Raw genomic sequence first — 17,402 nt, 5'->3', positions numbered from 1 at the left:
CCATTAAAAAAAATGTATAATTAGTATTGATTATAAAGATCATTATTTATAAAGATTATTAATAGTAATGCTAATTATGATATTCCCTTTTATGTAATAATTTATGCCTTATTGGTAATTGTGAAATTATCTATGCTAAATTAAAATTTCTTTTTTAGGATAATTAACTATGAAATATTCTTTGAAAATAATATACACACTTTTAATTGATCAATAGGTGGAGGAGTTTTATGACATTTCAATTAGTGAGAACTACAGTAAAATGAAACGGATAAAGTTAGTTCATTTAATCACAGGATTAGGAAACGGCGGAGCAGAAAATATGCTCGTAAAATTAATTTCTAATACTGATGCGGATAAATATGAATTACTGGTAATATCATTGTTAAATAAGGGCGTACTAGGAGAAACGATAGAAAAGAAAGGTATAAAAATATATACACTAAATATGGGTTCAAAAGGTAGTTTACTGATTAAGCTAAAAAAGCTATACAAAATATTTAGAGATGAAAAACCTGATATTCTACAGACTTGGATGTATCATGCTGATTTTATAGGCATATTTATAAAGATTTTGTTTCCAAAAGTTAAACTACTTTGGAACATTAGACACAGTAACTTTGTAAAGGGAATAGATAAAAGAAGGACTGTGATTATTGCAAAATTATGCGGTTTATTTTCTTTTATTCCCAACGCCATTATATGCGGATCAAATTCAGCTAAGAAATACCATAAAAAAATTTATTACAAAGAAAGAAAAATGTTTGTTATACCTAATGGATTTGATACAAATCTTTATTCCCCAAATTCCAAAGTTAGAAAGGATGTAAGAGAAAATCTAAATATCCCAATAGATGCAATAGTGTTTGGACATGTAGGAAGGTATCATCCTTTAAAAAATCATGATCTCATCTTAAAAAGTTTTTACAAATTAAGAGAAATAAATGAGAACTGTTACTTAGTGTTATGTGGGAAAAATGTCGATATGTCTAATGAAAGATTGTCTTTTTTAGTAAATAAATATGATTTAAAAAATATTTATTTACTAGGTGAAAGAACGGATATACCAAACATCATGCAGTGTTTTGATGCGTTATTACTTCCTTCGAAAAGTGAAGGATTTCCAAACGTAATTGGAGAAGCAATGGCAATAGGAGTTCCTTGCATTACTAGTGATGTTGGTGATTGTAGAGAGATTATTTCAAATACTGGGTACATCATCGAGGAAATCGATACTATTAATTTGACAAATGCGTTATTGAAGTATATTGAGCTCTCAAAAGATACCAAGAATAGTTTGAGTATAAACGCTCGTAAAAGAATTCTAGATAATTATAGTATAAGCGCAATTGTAAAAATGTACGACCATATATATAGAAAACTAATATAAGGAGAATGTAATATGAAAATTCTAATTACTGGTTCTGCAGGATTTATAGGGAGCCATTTATCAAGAAAATTTTTAAATGAAGGCCATGAAGTTATAGGTATCGACAATGTAAATGACTATTATGATCCAACATTAAAGGAATCTCGTTTAGCATTGTTAACAGATGAAAATTTTACATTCTATAAGTTAGATTTAGAGGATCATTATGGTGTAAATGATGTGTTTACAAATCATAAACCAGAAGTGGTAGTTAACCTAGCAGCACAAGCCGGGGTTAGATATAGTCTTGAAAATCCACTCGCCTATATTAATTCTAATATTGTAGGGTTTACGAATATCCTTGAAGCTAGTCGACATAACAAAGTCGATCAACTTATTTATGCATCTTCTAGTTCAGTATATGGTGCAAATGAATCTTTGCCGTTTTCAGTTCATGATAATGTGGATCACCCTATTAGCCTATATGCGGCAACAAAGAAATCAAATGAATTAATGGCTCACACATATAGTCATTTGTTCAATTTACCTACGACTGGTTTAAGATTTTTTACGGTTTATGGTCCGTGGGGTAGACCAGATATGGCGTTATTTTTATTTACCAAGGCAATTATTAATGGTGAACCAATTAATGTCTTTAATAACGGAGATATGATGCGTGATTTCACCTATGTAGATGATATTGTTGAGAGTATTTATCGTCTAGCTCACAAAAAAGCAAAGTCTAACCCTGAATGGAGTGGTATGAAACCAGACCCAGGAACAAGTAAAGCCCCTTATAAGATTTATAATATCGGTAATAATAGTCCTGTTAAATTAATGGAATTTATTACAGCAATTGAAGAAAAGCTTGGAATTGAAGCTAAAAAGAACTTCATGCCACTTCAAGCAGGGGATGTTCCTCAAACGTACGCGAATGTTGAAGATTTATTTAGAGACATTGATTTTAAACCACAAACATCGATTAAAGATGGTGTAAATAAATTTATTGATTGGTACCTTGATTATTACAAAATTAAATTATAACGTTTAGGGAGTTGGATATTATGAATAGAAAAATAGCAGTTGTAGGATTAGGATATGTGGGATTGCCAGTTGCTGTAGCATTTGGTAAATCAAAAAATATTATTGGCTTTGATGTTAATGAGCATAGGATTTCTACTCTTAAGCAAGGAATTGATTATACAAACGAAGTAAGTAATGAAGAACTGACTTCTTCATCTATTGAATTTACAGTTGAAGGTCAGAAATTAGCTGAGTCAGACTTTATAATTGTTGCTGTTCCTACACCAATAAATGAGTTCAAACAACCAGACTTAACCCCATTGATTAAAGCATCTGAAACAGTTGCTTCACATATGAAAAATGGAACGATTGTTGTATATGAGTCTACGGTTTATCCAGGAGCAACGGAAGAAGTATGTGTTCCAATCTTAGAAGAAGTTTCTGGATTGGTATACGGTAAAGACTTTTTTGTTGGATACTCACCAGAACGTATTAATCCCGGTGATAAAGAGCATACATTTACAACAATTACAAAAGTTGTTTCTGGCCAAAATAAAGAAACATTAGATATAGTGGCAGATGTATATAGTAGTGTAGTAACTGCGGGTGTTTTTAAAGCAAGTTCGATTAAGGTAGCAGAAGCTGCAAAAGTTATTGAGAATACTCAACGCGATGTAAATATCGCATTAATGAACGAACTTGCGCTTATTTTTGACCGCTTAGATATCGATACTTCAGAAGTTTTACAAGCTGCAGGAACAAAGTGGAATTTCCTGAATTTCTCACCTGGTCTTGTTGGTGGACACTGTATCGGAGTAGATCCTTATTATCTAACACATAAGGCTGAAGCAGTAGGACATCATCCGGAAGTAATCTTAGCCGGCAGAAGAATTAACGATAATATGGGAGGTTTTGTTGCAACATCCTTAGTTAAAAAAATGATAAAGCGAAATATGCCTGTACAAGGGGCAAGGGTAACGGTTCTGGGCTTAACATTTAAAGAAAACGTACCAGATTTACGAAATTCAAAGGTAATTGATGTTATCCGTGAATTACAAGAATTTGGAATGGATGTACAGGTTACAGATGCTGAAGCAGACAACAAAGAAGCTGAACGCGAATATGGTGTTAGCCTTACGAACTATAATGACCTCCTACCTGCAGATGCAGTTGTTGTTGCAGTTTCACATAGAGAATATTTAGAACGCGGTTGGGGACAGTTTGATCAACTATTGAAACATGGAAAAGGTATAGTAGTAGATATCAAGAGTACTCTCAATAAATTAGAATGTCCAGAATCTATTGATTTATGGAGACTTTAATTCCACAGAAATAAAATTTAGTTTAAAAAATATTAGATGTTTCGTTATTATATATTCTTAGTCTATCCCATATAAAATCTACTACATATAAACCTTGCAGTCAGAGATTTATGATTATCTATCTATTGATGATATAGTGATAGCATATTTAGCCAGAAATTATTACTAAAGATTTAGAGTAAATGTTTAGTAATAAGAAAAGGCATAGAATAAATAACTGAGAAGAAGACTATCAATGAACTGCACCCCAATTGCTAGACATCATCTAACAATTGGATGTGTAGTTTTTTTATGACAAAATGGCCTAATTCTTATTGATAAAACGAAATCTTTGTCACAGGAGTTTAAACAGTTCCAGAAAGTGAAGCACACCGTTACGGAATTATTAAACCTATTTGATCAATATGGCGTTATTAGGTAAACAATTTTGCGCAAATCCATAAAATGGAATGATACCATCCAACTTAGCGATTATGGGACTTGAATTTTGACGCCAGAAATATTTAGGTTTTAGAAAATCTAGAACCAGGGGCAGGGGGAGAGATTCAGCAGACAGATGTTATACAAAAAATTAAAAGCAATACATCACGTTTTTGCCTATGAATTCGAAGGGGAAAGATATGATGTTTGAGAAAAGTTAGGGTTCGTGAAAACTACGATTGATCTTGCGTTGAATGATAAAGACATGAGAAGTCGTATAATCGATTTTTTAGAACAAATAATTAAAGACGCTTCCTCTAAAATCAAAACTTATCTAAAAGTATGTAATCTTGATCTAACATTATCTAAAATAATCAAAACGTTTTTTTTACTATTCAAGTCTGAACTCCGACTTTTTAATTGTTTTGGGCTTAAACCATGAAGGTAGATTTACGATGTCTAATGTATATTTGGTGGGTTATCAATATGATTTTTCATTTTGGAATAACATTAGCACTTCAGGTTTTAATTGAAGGGTTGAAAGGATGTTAGTTTTAACACCAAAAAAACTAATCTGGCATTTTTTTGAAATGTTGCAGGACCATTGTTTGAAAAAACAACCGAAATGATATGAAATATTTAACATTCCAGTTAATAAAATTAAACAAATGAGTTGTTTTAAATAGAGTGGGATGTGACATTAAAACAGGGCATCATATTTTCTTTTAAAGTAGTTCGATAAAACTTGGCATGTTTAATGCGTCACATTGTTCCTTTCCCGGAAATGCGTACTTTTTGAGCCTTTGCTACTAAATTTTAATAAGCGAAATATTCAGTCAAACCTTCCTATTAAAGAACATTTTAGAAAGTCGAATTTCATGGCCGTGAAGGGTTTTTCTATTATTATATACATACCTCGGGTATTATCCTCTACACTTGTAAGTAACTGGCTCTCTTCTGGTAAAATAATTCTATTATTGATGTACAAAAAAAGTCTCAGTCATTTTTTAAGTAACACAATATGTTGCTTTTTTATTTTCAAAAAGTATTTATGTATTGATAGAAAAAGCGTATTGTAGTATAGAGTTTGTATAAGAACTGGAATTGCTGAAACAAATAGTCCTAATTCAATATTGTTTTGTGATTTCTTAGATTATGTTGGCCTTGTTAACGTAAACGATCCGTTTCGCTAATACTGATAATGCTCGAAAATGTAATGGGACATCTTGATCTTATCTCCTATAGGTGAAAGTCATGATTGTATGCAGAAAGGATACATTGATAATAGAGCATTAACAAGTAGAAAAACAAAAATAACGAAATAAGGAAGTATTTTATGAGAAAAATTATTGGTCTTTTCATATGTTTTTTGCTGATTGTTTTCTTCATTTTTCAACAGAGACATTCTCTATCTAATCATAAAGAAAAGATATTCGCTGAAGATTTTAAAGGGGCCAATGATTCTGCGAAGATTCAGGCTGCCATTGATCATGCAAAGGCCAATAAATTAAAAACGGTAATGCTGGATGATAAGGAGTATACGATTTCATCACCGATCATCGTTAAGAAAGGCGTTAAGCTGCTATTTGGATACGGAACGAAGTTCATTGTAGAGGGGAACTTCAGGGTGCTTGAGCTTGAGCAGAATGCTTCCATTGAAGGTGCTTATGTAGTGATAAATGATGCTGAATTTAATTCAGAGGTCATTTACTTAGATGGTAAGTATAAATATTATAATACCTGGAACAAAACGCAAGTGAAGGATGTAAATATTATTAATTGGTCTGAGAGTAATCAGGGTACAGGGTTATCTTTATATGCAGGCGGTAAGGAACATGAGATTTCCTTCGTGAACTTTGAAAATGTCAAGGTTGCAGGAATGGAGACTGGAGTAAAGCTAATAGCTGAAGAACCGTTTTCTGGTAAGACCTGGATCAATGCTAATCGTTTTTTGAATTTATCATTGGAAGATTGTGTAAATATGATTTACATAGATAGTAACTCTACCGTACCGAATGAAGTTAGTGGTAATCAATTTACCAATTTACAGATACAGCCTTCAGGCAAAACAAAGAGCATTTTGAAGGTAAATGGGCAATACAATAAGTTTGAGGGAATGGCTTGGGATTTGGACAAAATCACCCTTCAAAACGATGTTATTGAACTTAAGGATAATAGTATGGGCACTATCATTGATATCCCATCTTTGCCAATAAGTCGAATCGCTGATAGAGGTCAGGCCAATATCTTGAATCAATAATAAAAGTGAAAAGGGTGATTAGCTAATAGATAGGCACACACCCTGTAATATAAATTGGAGATAACATTTATGACGATTAATTAACTGGTACTATTGATCCTTATCCATGGGGAATAATCCTTTCCTTTTTGGATAAAGAGAATATAGTCCAGTTTTTTTAAATTTAATAGTCATAGCTTTGTAGTGATAATTTGGCCTTGGTCATTAATAGTCACTTTCCACTTTGTTCCGTTTGGTGAAGCCATTGTCACAGCTTTCCCTTTTTGAAGTTCTAAATCTCCATATAATGTTCCGCCTGTAGTTGGCAACCAAGCTGCACCTTGCTGTAACGATGATCTTGCGAAGATCCGGTTGATTCGGAATCGTTTGTGATCTTGTGTATACCCGCTTAACGTCAGTCTAATTTTATACAGTGTTTCTGCTCTTGCTTCTGAGATTACAGTGTTACCGGCATTAAATGGGAGATTCTTAGCTGCAATCCATGGTCCATTTAAACTTTGTTGATATTCAATTAATACTCGGCTGGGACTTTCATTCCATCCAAAATAAATACCAAAGCAATTTAGCATTTTAATAGGCTGTTTGGTAAAATCCAATTCAATCACAACCGGCTGGGAACTAGGGACATCGAGGTAATTTACACTTTGCTCATCGAGTAAATTGAAGCAGTTATTGATATTTCCTCCATAAGGAGCCTTTCCAGAAAGCTGACGTACAGCATAGCGGACGTTTGCATTTACTAGGACATCGTCTTGATTTCCGACCAGGTGTGCTTTTCCTAAGGCAAGAGGTGGATATACTTGGAGAAATTCTTCATGGGGAGATGTGCATCGATTATATTGGCCTCGATCAAGGATGGATGTGGATACCTGATTCGAGCTTAGGTAGTTGTGATGGGATTCGGAGGAGAATTCAATGACGAGCGGAGGATCATCCATACGGTAGGTATCCCATATGATGCCTTCAAATATATTATAAGCACCTGAGCATCGAATGACTTTTTTCGTTTGTTTTCGGCTTTGAACTTGAATTCCAGTAAAGGTGTTGCCGGAAATTTCGTAAGGTAAATCACTGCTTCCGACAATCTCGATTCCGTACTGGCAGCCGTCTATAAAGATGGACTCGAAGGAGTTGGCATTAATCCAGCATGGGGTATCTACATTTACTAGTTTTTCGGTTTTTAAATAGAGTGCTGTATGGAAGTTTGTGATTTGGAGGGAGCTTGCTTTAAAGAAACTGATGAAATCCCAAGCTTTGTTGCAGTATAGATGGATAGCTATACCTTGATATGTTGTTGTACGGTTAATTATATTGATATTGGATATAGCTGTATGATTATGGATTTCTATTTGCTGCGCCCCGGAAAGGAAAATGACGGATGAATTGAAGCTAGTATCGACTACTTCAATCGTCCCGCCGGAGAGGGAAGCATCCTTTTGTAGCTCAAAAACCTGGAAATTACCTTTAACTATTAATGTTATCGTCGGATCAATTTCTAGATGGACATTTTGCTTAATGATAATGGGGGAGGAGAGGGTATATTGTTTCTTCCCTGTAATGACAACTTTAGAGTAGTTATTATCTACACAATAATCAATCGCTGCTTGAATGGCTGGAGAATTATCCGCTAGATTCGGATCGGCGCCAAAACAATCAATATTAGCAATATCTCTGTTCTGGCAATCCTCAGGGAGGTTGAGTGGGTCTGCCATATATAACACTCCTTTTATGGTGATGTTATATAGCATATGCTTGTCCAAAAAGTATGTATAGGTATAAAAAACAAAAACAAACGAGGTCATCGTTTGTTTTTTGTTCATTGATAGGTTTTCAGTGTAGAATGAATCATATTTGAGAGGGAGAAGGATTCTTCTACTTTTTGTCTTGCTTTGCTTCCCAAGCGTTGTCTTAAATCCACATTATCTTGAAGCGTTTTAATTTGTTTGGCAAATTCCTGTTCTGAATGTTGGGAGATGAGAATCCCGGTTTCATGGTCCACAACCGCCTCTTTAATGCCGCCTACATCGACTGACATAATTGGTGTTCCGGCTGCCATTGCTTCCAGGACGACCATCGGAAAAACTTCTCTAAGTGATGTTAAAAGAAGTACGTCCATATTGCATATAAATTCATATGGATTGGAGGCATTGCCTAAGAGCATCACTTTATGGCGTAACTTTAAGTCTTTAATCATTTTTTCTACAAATTCCCGCTCCGGTCCATCACCAGCAATATAAAACATCACATTAGGAACATCCTTTAACTCATTAACGATTTTCAAGAAAAGTTCATGATTTTTCTCTTTTGATAAGCGGGCTAAGATTCCTACATTGAAGGTTTCTTTAGGCTGTAATTGTTTAAAAGAAAAGTGCTCCACATCTACGCCATTGTAAATCGTCCGAATAAGCTCCTTCCTAACACCAAGATGAAGTAAGTTATCCCGTTCAAAATTACTAATTGCAATAATTTCTTCCACATGCTGATTCAGCACTCTTTTAAATATAAAGGGCATCTTTTTTTCTAGGATGGTTACATTATGCTTGGTATACACGAGCTTGATATTTCTTCTGGTCAGTTTCTTGATGGTGATCGAGTATAGCAGCATTCGTAAACTATTGGCATGAATGACATCGATGTGTTTTAAGCTGACTTGTTTAGTCAGTATTTTAAGATTGGCAAGGTGATTCTTTAAGCTTAAAGGGATGAATTGTTGTTTGTTATGAATTTGCTTGTACAATTCCCCCGTCGCAGCAGCAGAGTAAAACGTCATGTTTTCATCCTGGAGATGGTTTTCCAATTTGCAAAAATACATTTCAGCTCCGCCTGTTATGAGTTTATCTGTAAGTAGCAGGACATTGTTCATATACCTTATTTCCCTCCATTTAGTAAAGAGGCAGGCTGTGAACCTCTGTTTTTGTTGTATGCATTATAGGCGTATTTGCTAAAATAGAAGTTAGCTTTTACAAAGCTTAATTTTTCCTGGCTTCGTAACAGCTTCCAATATCGGTAAGCAGCCTTAAATTTATTTCTTGAGGTAGAGTTACTTACAATCCGATACTTGGATAAGACTTTCGGTAAGCCGTGTGCTATATATCCTTGTCGTAACAGTAACAGCCATAATGCAGTATCTTCAGGCTGAATATCGGGCATTTCGATATGCTTGATTTGCAGCCTATCCAGCATCACTGTTAAACAGCCAATCGTTGTATTTCCAATCAGATGCTTATAATCCACAGCTTTAGGTGCCTTTACTTCAACATCAAGAGAATTTCCTTCTTCATCTATTAAAGAATAAGAGGTGAAAGAGAAAGCGAGATTTCCCTGTTGCATGAATGCGACTTGTTCCTCCAATTTAGTTGGAAGCCACAAATCATCACTATCAAGGAACGCGATATAATCTCCATGTGCTTCTTTAATGGCTATATTCCTTGCCCTGGCAGCTCCGACATTCTTGGATAAAGGGATAAGCCTTATCCGTGAATCGTTCTCTGCATAGGATTTAATGACAGAAACCGAGTCATCCTTTGATTGATCATCAACAATGATCATCTCCCAGTTATAGTAGGTTTGATTTTGGACAGTTTTTATCGTTTCTGTAATAAAAGACGTGCTATTATACGAAGGAGTTATCACGGAAACTAAAAGTCGGTCATCCTTTTTGCTGTAGGTCATTATATTCCCCCTCTTTTCTCTCATATACGGATATATATTTTAGAGTTAGTGCTAAAAAGGAAAAAAATGCTTCATTAATCATGAGAGAAAGGGACATCATTTGTATTAAGAAAGCAAAAAGTGTAAGCACAATGAAGGGTTTTTCCTTATGTAATTTAGTCTTGAATAAGGTGATAACGAGCATCGATATAAAGGAAAGGTAAAAAAGAAAACCAATGATTCCTGACTCTACTAAGACTTCTAGATACGTATTGTGAACATATAGCTTTTCATTATAATCAAATGCGTAATAATCGGAAAAGTTAAAAGCGCCAATGCCAAAAAGGGGATTTGCCATAAAGTAGTTAATCGCCTGCCCCCATAATTCAAACCTGCCGCTGCCCCCATCAGTTGAAAAGTCAGTAATGCGGCTCCTGAGGATTTCATTAAAATCTATTTTGATAAGAGATCCAGCAAAATATATTACCGATAGAAATAATAAGGAAACAGCTAACATTTTGATTTTTTTTGAGAAATTAGCTAACAGCATGTACAAAAAGACCACCAGTACAAGCGATAAAATACCACCTCTAGAAAAAGTAAGAAGGGAAGTAATCATACATAGGAGGAATCCAATTGAATGCTTGAATCCCTTTAAATTAGTTAAATAAAAGGAAAAAAAGATTGTGTTAAAAAAAATGAAGATGTTGGGGTCATCCAGCAAACCGATTAATCTTGGATAATCCCGGTCCAATAATAATCCATAAGAGGTAATCTCAACACCTGTCGGAAATCTTCCTGTCACCTGTATACCTATGATGTATAATAATAGGCTTATAACGTTAAAGATGATTCCGACATTTGCAATCGATTTCTCAATCGCACTTAACGAAGTTAGCTCCAATACATATCTCATGATGAAATAACAGCCAAGTACGAGTATCACTCCTAGAATGACCCGAATGCTCGATTCAGGATACTGAGAAAAAGCGCCGCTCAGACAATAGGTGAAATAAAATAAGAGCAATAAAATTTCATAATGATAAAGGGTATGGAAATAAAAATCCCGAAAATGAATGCAAAAGAAAATAGCTAGAAAAATCATGTAAATTTTTAAAGAAAAACCGATGGAGATATTATATTTACTGAGCGTAATAAAAAATAACAAGAGAAAGACTGACCATATAGAGGTGTTTTTATTAATTAGCAATCTTTCCATTCTCTTTTTGTCTCCCATCTTGTAAATGTTCGGTAGCAGGTTTCTTTTTAATAAAGCCAACGATTAATTGCTTGATGCTCTTATCGAGCAGCAAAATTAGAGCAGTGACGAAAATGATGGTTGAAATCATGGCTATAAAAGGATGCTTGGATAATAAGTTTTGCATCAGGATGAAACTAATGAAAAAGAAGGTACCATACGGCAGTATGACCCTGAAGAATACCGTTCTTTTTTCCGGGTTGGCAGCGACATAGCCAATGAATGAGACGATTTCCATGGTAAGGACGGCAAAAGCTGAGCCAGCCACTGAATAGTTAACGCTCATAAAATAGAAGGAAACCAAACCAACGGTGATGGTTATGAACTGGACAATTGTACGCCGGTTCTGTAATCCCCTTGTTGTGAGACCGTCAGCAATGGCAATGTTAAAGCCTTGCAGAACGATTATAAAAGCCAATATTTTTAAAGGCTGAACCGCAGATCCCCACTCGGGTCCAAATAAAATGGTAACGAGATAAGTGGCCAAGTAGAATAAGGTTATAGTCATGCACATGCCGATATAGGACATGATTTTCATTTGCAGGATATTCAATCTTGTGTGTTCTGCAAGCTCCCCTTGGTTGTATCGCTTAAATAAAAGTGGAAAAAAAGCACCTGCGATTACTCCTGGAATTTGGTATAAAGCAGAAGGAATCCGATAGGCTACTGCAAAGAGGCCGACAAGCGCTAAAGGCAGTGTTTTTTCCAGCACCAATGGACCCAATTGTGGCGTTAGCATAATAAATAACCCACTGATTAAAAACGGACTAAGATTCATTAATAATTGTTTTTCAAAAGGAGATTTCCATTTTATTTCCGCTTTTTTCAGCAGTAAATAAAGGCTGTAAAATCCACCGGCTAAATACGAGAATCCATATAAAAAGGCTGCCAGATGAACATCCACTTTTAAGCCCATACTAACCGTGGTTGAAAGTATTAACGCAAAAGAAGAGAAGATTTTTATCGACGCGATGAATTGCATCCTTTCAGTTAATTGAAAATAGGTTATTCCAATACTTTGCATCGCCAGGCCAATGACCATAGGGATCATTAAGCTATAGATCATATAAAGAATTTGTTGTTCTTGATAAAGAATGTGAATGCCGGCAAAAAAAACAAAAAAGGTCAAAAGGGAGCAAACAATCCGAATCTTAATATAGGAAGAAAACGTTCTTCCTAAGTTTTCCTTTTTTGATCCTTCCCTTAGAAAAGTATTACTTGTCCCGAGGTCCGTGAAAAAGTTCATGACCATGGCAAGAGCCAATGCCACACTGAAAATCCCGTAGTTATTTGAGTTAAAATAATTTGCTAATAGAATGAGCGTGGCCGCATTAAGAACATTGGATAGAATGGTACTGTAAAATAAATGGACAATATTTTTTAAAATAGAGTTCTTCTTAGTATTCACTTTATTCGCTCCCGATTTTATGACGATAAAGTCGTTGGCTTGAGTAGAGGTGCAGGTGAATGAATTGCCTTGCTGGTTAAAGAAGGCTGATTTTGGTTTAAATAATATTCATATGTGCTCGTAAGACCTTGTTCAAGTGAATGAGCGGGGTGCCAAGCCAATTTTTGAAGTGTCGTTTTATTACAGAGTATGCTTTCTTTGATATCCCCATTTTTCGCTGGCTGATAAATAGGAGATAAATCATGGCTGCCAAAGGATTGAATAATCGAGAATAATTGATTGATGCTTGTACTGGTGGTTGATGAGACATTGAAGGTGCCGCTTTCTTCATATTCCAACGCTTTCAGATTGGCATCGGCTACATCCTTTACATAGATGAAATCCCTTGTTTGAGTGCCGTCTCCATAAATGACGGGCCGCTCATTTTTTATGACAAGATTAGTGAAGATCGATATAACACCGCCTTCGCCGCTAGCTGTTTGTCTTGGTCCATATACATTGCTGTATCGAAGATTCACATAATTTAAATCGTATAATTCTTTAGCGAGCTTTAGATAATCCTCTGCCGTTTTTTTTGATGCACCATAGGGTGATAATGGAGAGGTAAGATGTGATAATGTGATTGGCATGACATCAGCATCTCCATATACAGCCGCAGATGACGCAAACACGATTTTTTTAACAGCATACTTGTGAGAAAGCTTAGCGATGTTTATCGTTCCCATGATATTGATCCTTGCATCATTCGTAATATCCGAAATGGATTGTTGGACACTAACTTGTGCAGCCTGATGAATGACATAGTCAGGCCTAAATGTCTCCATCGCATTTTCAAGTAGGACCTCATCTTCAACATTTCCAAAGAAGGGAGTGACTTTGGCCTGGACATTTCCGATGGATCCGGTGGAGAGGTTATCATATATAGCCACTTCATAATTATTACGGATTAATGTATCAACTATATGAGAGCCAATAAATCCAAAGCCCCCAGTTACTAGTACTTTATTCATATTTCATTCCCCCTTTTTTGTTATCTAGCTCCATTACCAGTAAAGACTATGGTCAATGTTCGGAACAAAATTTTGACTTCCATAGCAACTGAGCGGTGTTGAATATAATATAGGTCGTAATGCAGCTTTTCTTTTGGTGTTAAAACATACCCCCCATTTACTTGTGCCCACCCTGTTATTCCTGGTTTCACATATAAACGGTTTTTAAAGCCAGGCAAAAACTTTTCGAATTCTTTATAGAAATATTCCCTTTCAGGTCTTGGCCCGATGAGTGACATATCTCCTTTTAAAACATTAATAAGCTGAGGGATTTCATCAATCCGTGTTTTTCGTATAAAGGCTCCTATTCTAGTCACCCTGGAATCATTTGCACTTGCCCACCTAGGTCCATTTTTTTCGGCATCAATCCCCATTGAACGTAGCTTAATCATATTGAAAGGCTTCCCATCCAGACCTAGTCTTTGCTGATAAAAAAAAGGGGAGCCAGTTGAATCAATAGGGATAAGAATGCAGAATAAAAGTAAAATAGGTGCTGTAATTATCAGCATAAAAAACGAGATGATTATATCCATAGCGCGCTTTATATTAAAATTAGATGATGTCGATAGTGGTTTTATCAGGATTTCTTCCTGCCTATCGACTCTGACTTTCGAATCCACTGATTATCCTCCCTGAATTAAGAAATGATCATTGATCCTGAAATTTCAAGATTTGCCCTTTCGAATTGCATTTTCACACCGGCAATTTTCTCTAACTTGTCTCTGCCTTCTTGTATCGCTAATATTATGCCATCACAATATTTAGCAATGATATTTGCATCAGGTTTATTTAAACTGTCTGATGTATGGAATAAAATGATGTCAAAATCCTTCTTCCATTCTTCAATCAGAGTTGGAAGGGTTTCTAATGTTAATAAAGTTGCTGGCTCATAAATGGCTTCGCTTGTAGGTATACAAAATAGATGACCCTTTATATGTATAGCATGTTCGTTAATATTGGACTTCTCGTTTAAAAGCAAGTTGGTCAAACCGAATGAATTATCGATATTAAACACTTGATGCAGCGAAGGCTGGCGCAGATTAGCATCCACTACAAGGACTCGTTTACGCTGCTCAGAAAAGGCAAGTGCTAAGTACGCTGATGCATTTACAATATTCTGTGTTTGTGAAAGAGATGTAATCATTAATATTGAATCGTCTTTATGAAGGTTGGACTCGATATTGTTACATATCGAATAAAATTGCTCTTTATTGATTTCATTTAGGTAAAAGGATTGTTTCCTTGTGAATTTAATACTCACTATATTCACCCCGTTTTGTGGAAGGTAAGGTTTTATATGTTGTTTTACGTTTTCTGTTTATTCTTTTGGTATTCAAATCCAGCCTCCCTAATAATGGAATTCCAAGAAGTTCAAGCTCCCTATCGGAGTAGGTTGAATCATCAAAGTGCTCTCTAAGAAGTGCTAAGCCTATTCCAGCAAAAAAGCCTATTATGATCGAAATGGCTATGATGAATTTCGGCTTTGGGAAAAGCAGTTCTGCTTGTCCCATTTCATTATCATTTAGAATACTAATCTGTTTAACGTTTGTAATGTCTTTAAAATTAGATATCGAATGCCTCGCGACAGTTTGGGCGATGTCCTTAGCGGATTCAGGATTTGAATCCTTGACGGTAATCGTGATGATTTGTGAATTATCTCGATTAGTAATGGAAACTTGCTTAAGTAAGTCATAGCTAGAAGTCTTAAGATTCAATTCCTCTTTAACTCCTATCATGATCTGCGGACTTTTAATGATGTCCATATATGAAAGAGCAAGCTGTCTGTTCTCTTGAACCTTGTTTATCGAGGCTTCCTTTTCATCCATGCTTAATGATCCTGCCAGAACTTGAGTGGAATACTGATAGGTTGGTTTCATAAGGTACATGGACGAAAAAATAATAAAACCAGTAATACAAAGGGTAGATAGAATAATGATAAATATTCGCTTTTTTAAGATTCGTATAAAATCTTTAATTTTTACTTTTTCATTCATCGATTTCACCACTTTTTTAGAGATAGTAAGAATACGTTCACAACTTGCAAAGAATTTTTATATAATAGTAGAAATTATCCTATTTTGCGTTTTAAAGCTATGTGGTCTTTGGAAATTACTTTTTCTTGTTTGTTTCTTGTGAAGTACGATCCGAGCCTCATGCATGGTTTTTCCACAAGTAGATAGGACGCTGAAGAGAGTAAAAAAGATAAGAAAAAGGAAAATATCAATATTAAACCGGTAGGCAGCTTGTTATAGAATAGGTACATCAATGAGAATAAGGATATAAGATGGTACAAATACAAACTATATGAAATCTTCCCGAGAAGAGTTAGCAATCTAGACCTTAAGACAGTCGAAATTTTTTGGGAACATACGCTCATGGAGATAAAAATGCAAACACCGAATGAGACAACATAATCCCTAAAAATATAATTGTTTAAAAAATCCACTTCACCAATGATGCCTTCGTACATAAAACAGGTAATTGCCCCCAACAACAATGCAATCTTTACAGGTTTTTTCTTTTTCAAGGTATAGGAAAAAAGTCCGTGTCGATATTTCGCTATTATTGCTCCCATCAAAAAAAGGGTACTGTAGTGGAAACTTAGAAAAATGCTTGTTATATCGCCACCAGAACCAAACAAATACAAAAAAATAGTCGACGAAAAAATTAAAACAAAAAGCCATAATAAAGAGTATTTAAGCTTTTTTCGCACAAATAAAAAAATCAGAACAGGAAATATAATCGAAATTCTCATTTCGTGGACAAGGGACCATATAACATTGTTATAGGCGTCTGTATTGTATTGCCCTATAAACAAAAGATGTTCTATTAATAAGGAAGGAGTATCCGGGCCTGTCCAAGATTTATTAAACCAGTCAGTGATATAGGGCAAATCAATTTGGCTTAAAAGCATTTTAGCCAATATAGCCATGCCTATTGCTACTAGATATGGTATATAAATTCGAAACACTCGTTTTATTAAGTATGTAGAATAGTGGAATTTAGCACTATTAACTGATAAATACAAAACAAAACCACTTAATACAAAGAATAGAATGACAGACTCATTTCCACTGCTGAAAAAAAGGCGTAAAGGAGTTTCCTTAAACAAATAAATCATGTTGGAGCTGCTGCTTGAACCATACTGATAATCAGCATATGAAGGGTAAACCATCAAATAATGCCCGATTAACACTATGAGAGCGGCTAAACCCCTTAATGAGTCGAATTCCTCATATCTAGTCATATCCTCCTCCATATAAACCGTTTTTTTATAATATAGCACTTGTTCTCAATAAAGTATAGTTAGTTCTTTAAAACAGACAAAAATAGACAATTAAGTACAAAATTAACCATAATATACCAATTTATAAGCTCGATTAGGTAATGTTTAATCGACTAATAAATACTTCTGGAGAACAGTTGAAAGACCGAACACATCATGCTCTTATAAGAGATTTGTGGCCTTTGGCCAATGGATAAATCCTGTACCCACTACCCTAAATTTCCTTAAGATATGGAAGTTTGGGGAACAGCTAGCCAGTTAAGGATTAGACATACAGGCGATGTTTATTATTCCTGTAATGAGGGAAACAAATTACAAGATATGCAAATAGAATTAAACCAATTGACATAATAATG

14 protein-coding genes are annotated in these 17,402 nt (G+C 35.0%); 4 read left to right on the top strand and 10 right to left on the bottom strand.

Annotated features, from left to right (window positions below):
* The first annotated feature begins 262 nt into the window (after nt 1-262).
* The 4 genes from LQ188_RS13855 (at nt 263) to LQ188_RS13840 (ending at nt 6,394) form a co-directional block, all read left to right on the top strand.
* Nucleotides 263-1,390 carry a glycosyltransferase gene (locus LQ188_RS13855; protein ID WP_230177077.1) on the top strand — a complete coding sequence of 376 codons (1,128 nt, stop codon included), beginning with the start codon at nt 263-265 and terminating at the stop codon, nt 1,388-1,390.
* Between the two features lie 12 nt (nt 1,391-1,402).
* On the top strand, nt 1,403-2,413 hold the full coding sequence (locus LQ188_RS13850; protein WP_230177076.1) for an NAD-dependent epimerase: 1,011 nt from the start codon (nt 1,403-1,405) through the stop codon (nt 2,411-2,413).
* Nucleotides 2,414-2,433: 20 nt separating this feature from the next.
* Nucleotides 2,434-3,714, top strand: coding sequence for a nucleotide sugar dehydrogenase (locus LQ188_RS13845; protein ID WP_230177075.1), 1,281 nt, complete (start codon nt 2,434-2,436; stop codon nt 3,712-3,714).
* A gap of 1,756 nt (nt 3,715-5,470) precedes the next feature.
* A complete protein-coding gene (locus LQ188_RS13840; protein WP_230177074.1) occupies nt 5,471-6,394 on the top strand; it encodes a hypothetical protein in 924 nt (307 codons plus the stop codon).
* Nucleotides 6,395-6,564: 170 nt separating this feature from the next.
* On the opposite strand, the gene LQ188_RS13835 is transcribed toward LQ188_RS13840, so the two are convergent.
* From LQ188_RS13835 to LQ188_RS13790, 10 genes are all read right to left on the bottom strand, one after another.
* Nucleotides 6,565-8,106 carry a glycoside hydrolase family 55 protein gene (locus LQ188_RS13835; RefSeq protein ID WP_230177073.1) on the bottom strand — a complete coding sequence of 514 codons (1,542 nt, stop codon included), beginning with the start codon at nt 8,104-8,106 and terminating at the stop codon, nt 6,565-6,567.
* A gap of 104 nt (nt 8,107-8,210) precedes the next feature.
* Nucleotides 8,211-9,257 carry a glycosyltransferase family 4 protein gene (locus LQ188_RS13830; protein WP_230177072.1) on the bottom strand — a complete coding sequence of 349 codons (1,047 nt, stop codon included), beginning with the start codon at nt 9,255-9,257 and terminating at the stop codon, nt 8,211-8,213.
* A 5-nt stretch (nt 9,258-9,262) separates the two neighbouring features.
* On the bottom strand, nt 9,263-10,066 hold the full coding sequence (locus tag LQ188_RS13825) for a glycosyltransferase family 2 protein (protein ID WP_230177071.1): 804 nt from the start codon (nt 10,064-10,066) through the stop codon (nt 9,263-9,265).
* Nucleotides 10,044-11,264: an O-antigen ligase family protein gene (locus tag LQ188_RS13820; RefSeq protein ID WP_230177070.1), complete on the bottom strand. Its 1,221-nt coding sequence runs from the start codon at nt 11,262-11,264 to the stop codon at nt 10,044-10,046. Before LQ188_RS13820 ends, LQ188_RS13825 begins: the two co-directional genes overlap by 23 nt.
* Nucleotides 11,245-12,711 (bottom strand): oligosaccharide flippase family protein, encoded by a 1,467-nt coding sequence (locus tag LQ188_RS13815; RefSeq protein ID WP_230177069.1) that lies wholly within the window; start codon nt 12,709-12,711, stop codon nt 11,245-11,247. The genes LQ188_RS13820 and LQ188_RS13815 overlap by 20 nt, the downstream gene beginning before the upstream one ends.
* 17 nt (nt 12,712-12,728) lie before the next feature.
* The gene (locus LQ188_RS13810; RefSeq protein ID WP_230177068.1) at nt 12,729-13,721 is read right to left on the bottom strand and encodes an NAD-dependent epimerase/dehydratase family protein; all 993 of its coding nucleotides are present in this window, start codon (nt 13,719-13,721) and stop codon (nt 12,729-12,731) included.
* A gap of 20 nt (nt 13,722-13,741) precedes the next feature.
* Complete coding sequence (locus LQ188_RS13805; RefSeq protein WP_230177067.1) at nt 13,742-14,380, bottom strand: sugar transferase; 639 nt, start codon at nt 14,378-14,380, stop codon at nt 13,742-13,744.
* A gap of 17 nt (nt 14,381-14,397) precedes the next feature.
* Complete coding sequence (locus tag LQ188_RS13800) at nt 14,398-15,021, bottom strand: CpsD/CapB family tyrosine-protein kinase (RefSeq protein WP_230177066.1); 624 nt, start codon at nt 15,019-15,021, stop codon at nt 14,398-14,400.
* Entirely contained in the window at nt 15,011-15,754 is a 744-nt protein-coding gene (locus tag LQ188_RS13795; RefSeq protein ID WP_230177065.1) for a Wzz/FepE/Etk N-terminal domain-containing protein, read from the bottom strand. Before LQ188_RS13795 ends, LQ188_RS13800 begins: the two co-directional genes overlap by 11 nt.
* Nucleotides 15,755-15,828: 74 nt before the next feature.
* On the bottom strand, nt 15,829-17,007 hold the full coding sequence (locus LQ188_RS13790) for an acyltransferase (RefSeq protein WP_230177064.1): 1,179 nt from the start codon (nt 17,005-17,007) through the stop codon (nt 15,829-15,831).
* Nucleotides 17,008-17,402: the final 395 nt, after the last annotated feature.

The organism is Peribacillus sp. Bi134 (assembly GCF_918698065.1).
Lineage (GTDB): Bacteria > Bacillota > Bacilli > Bacillales > DSM-1321 > Peribacillus.
Note: the sequence above shows the minus strand (reverse complement) of the source record. Positions and strands in the feature narration are given on the sequence as shown.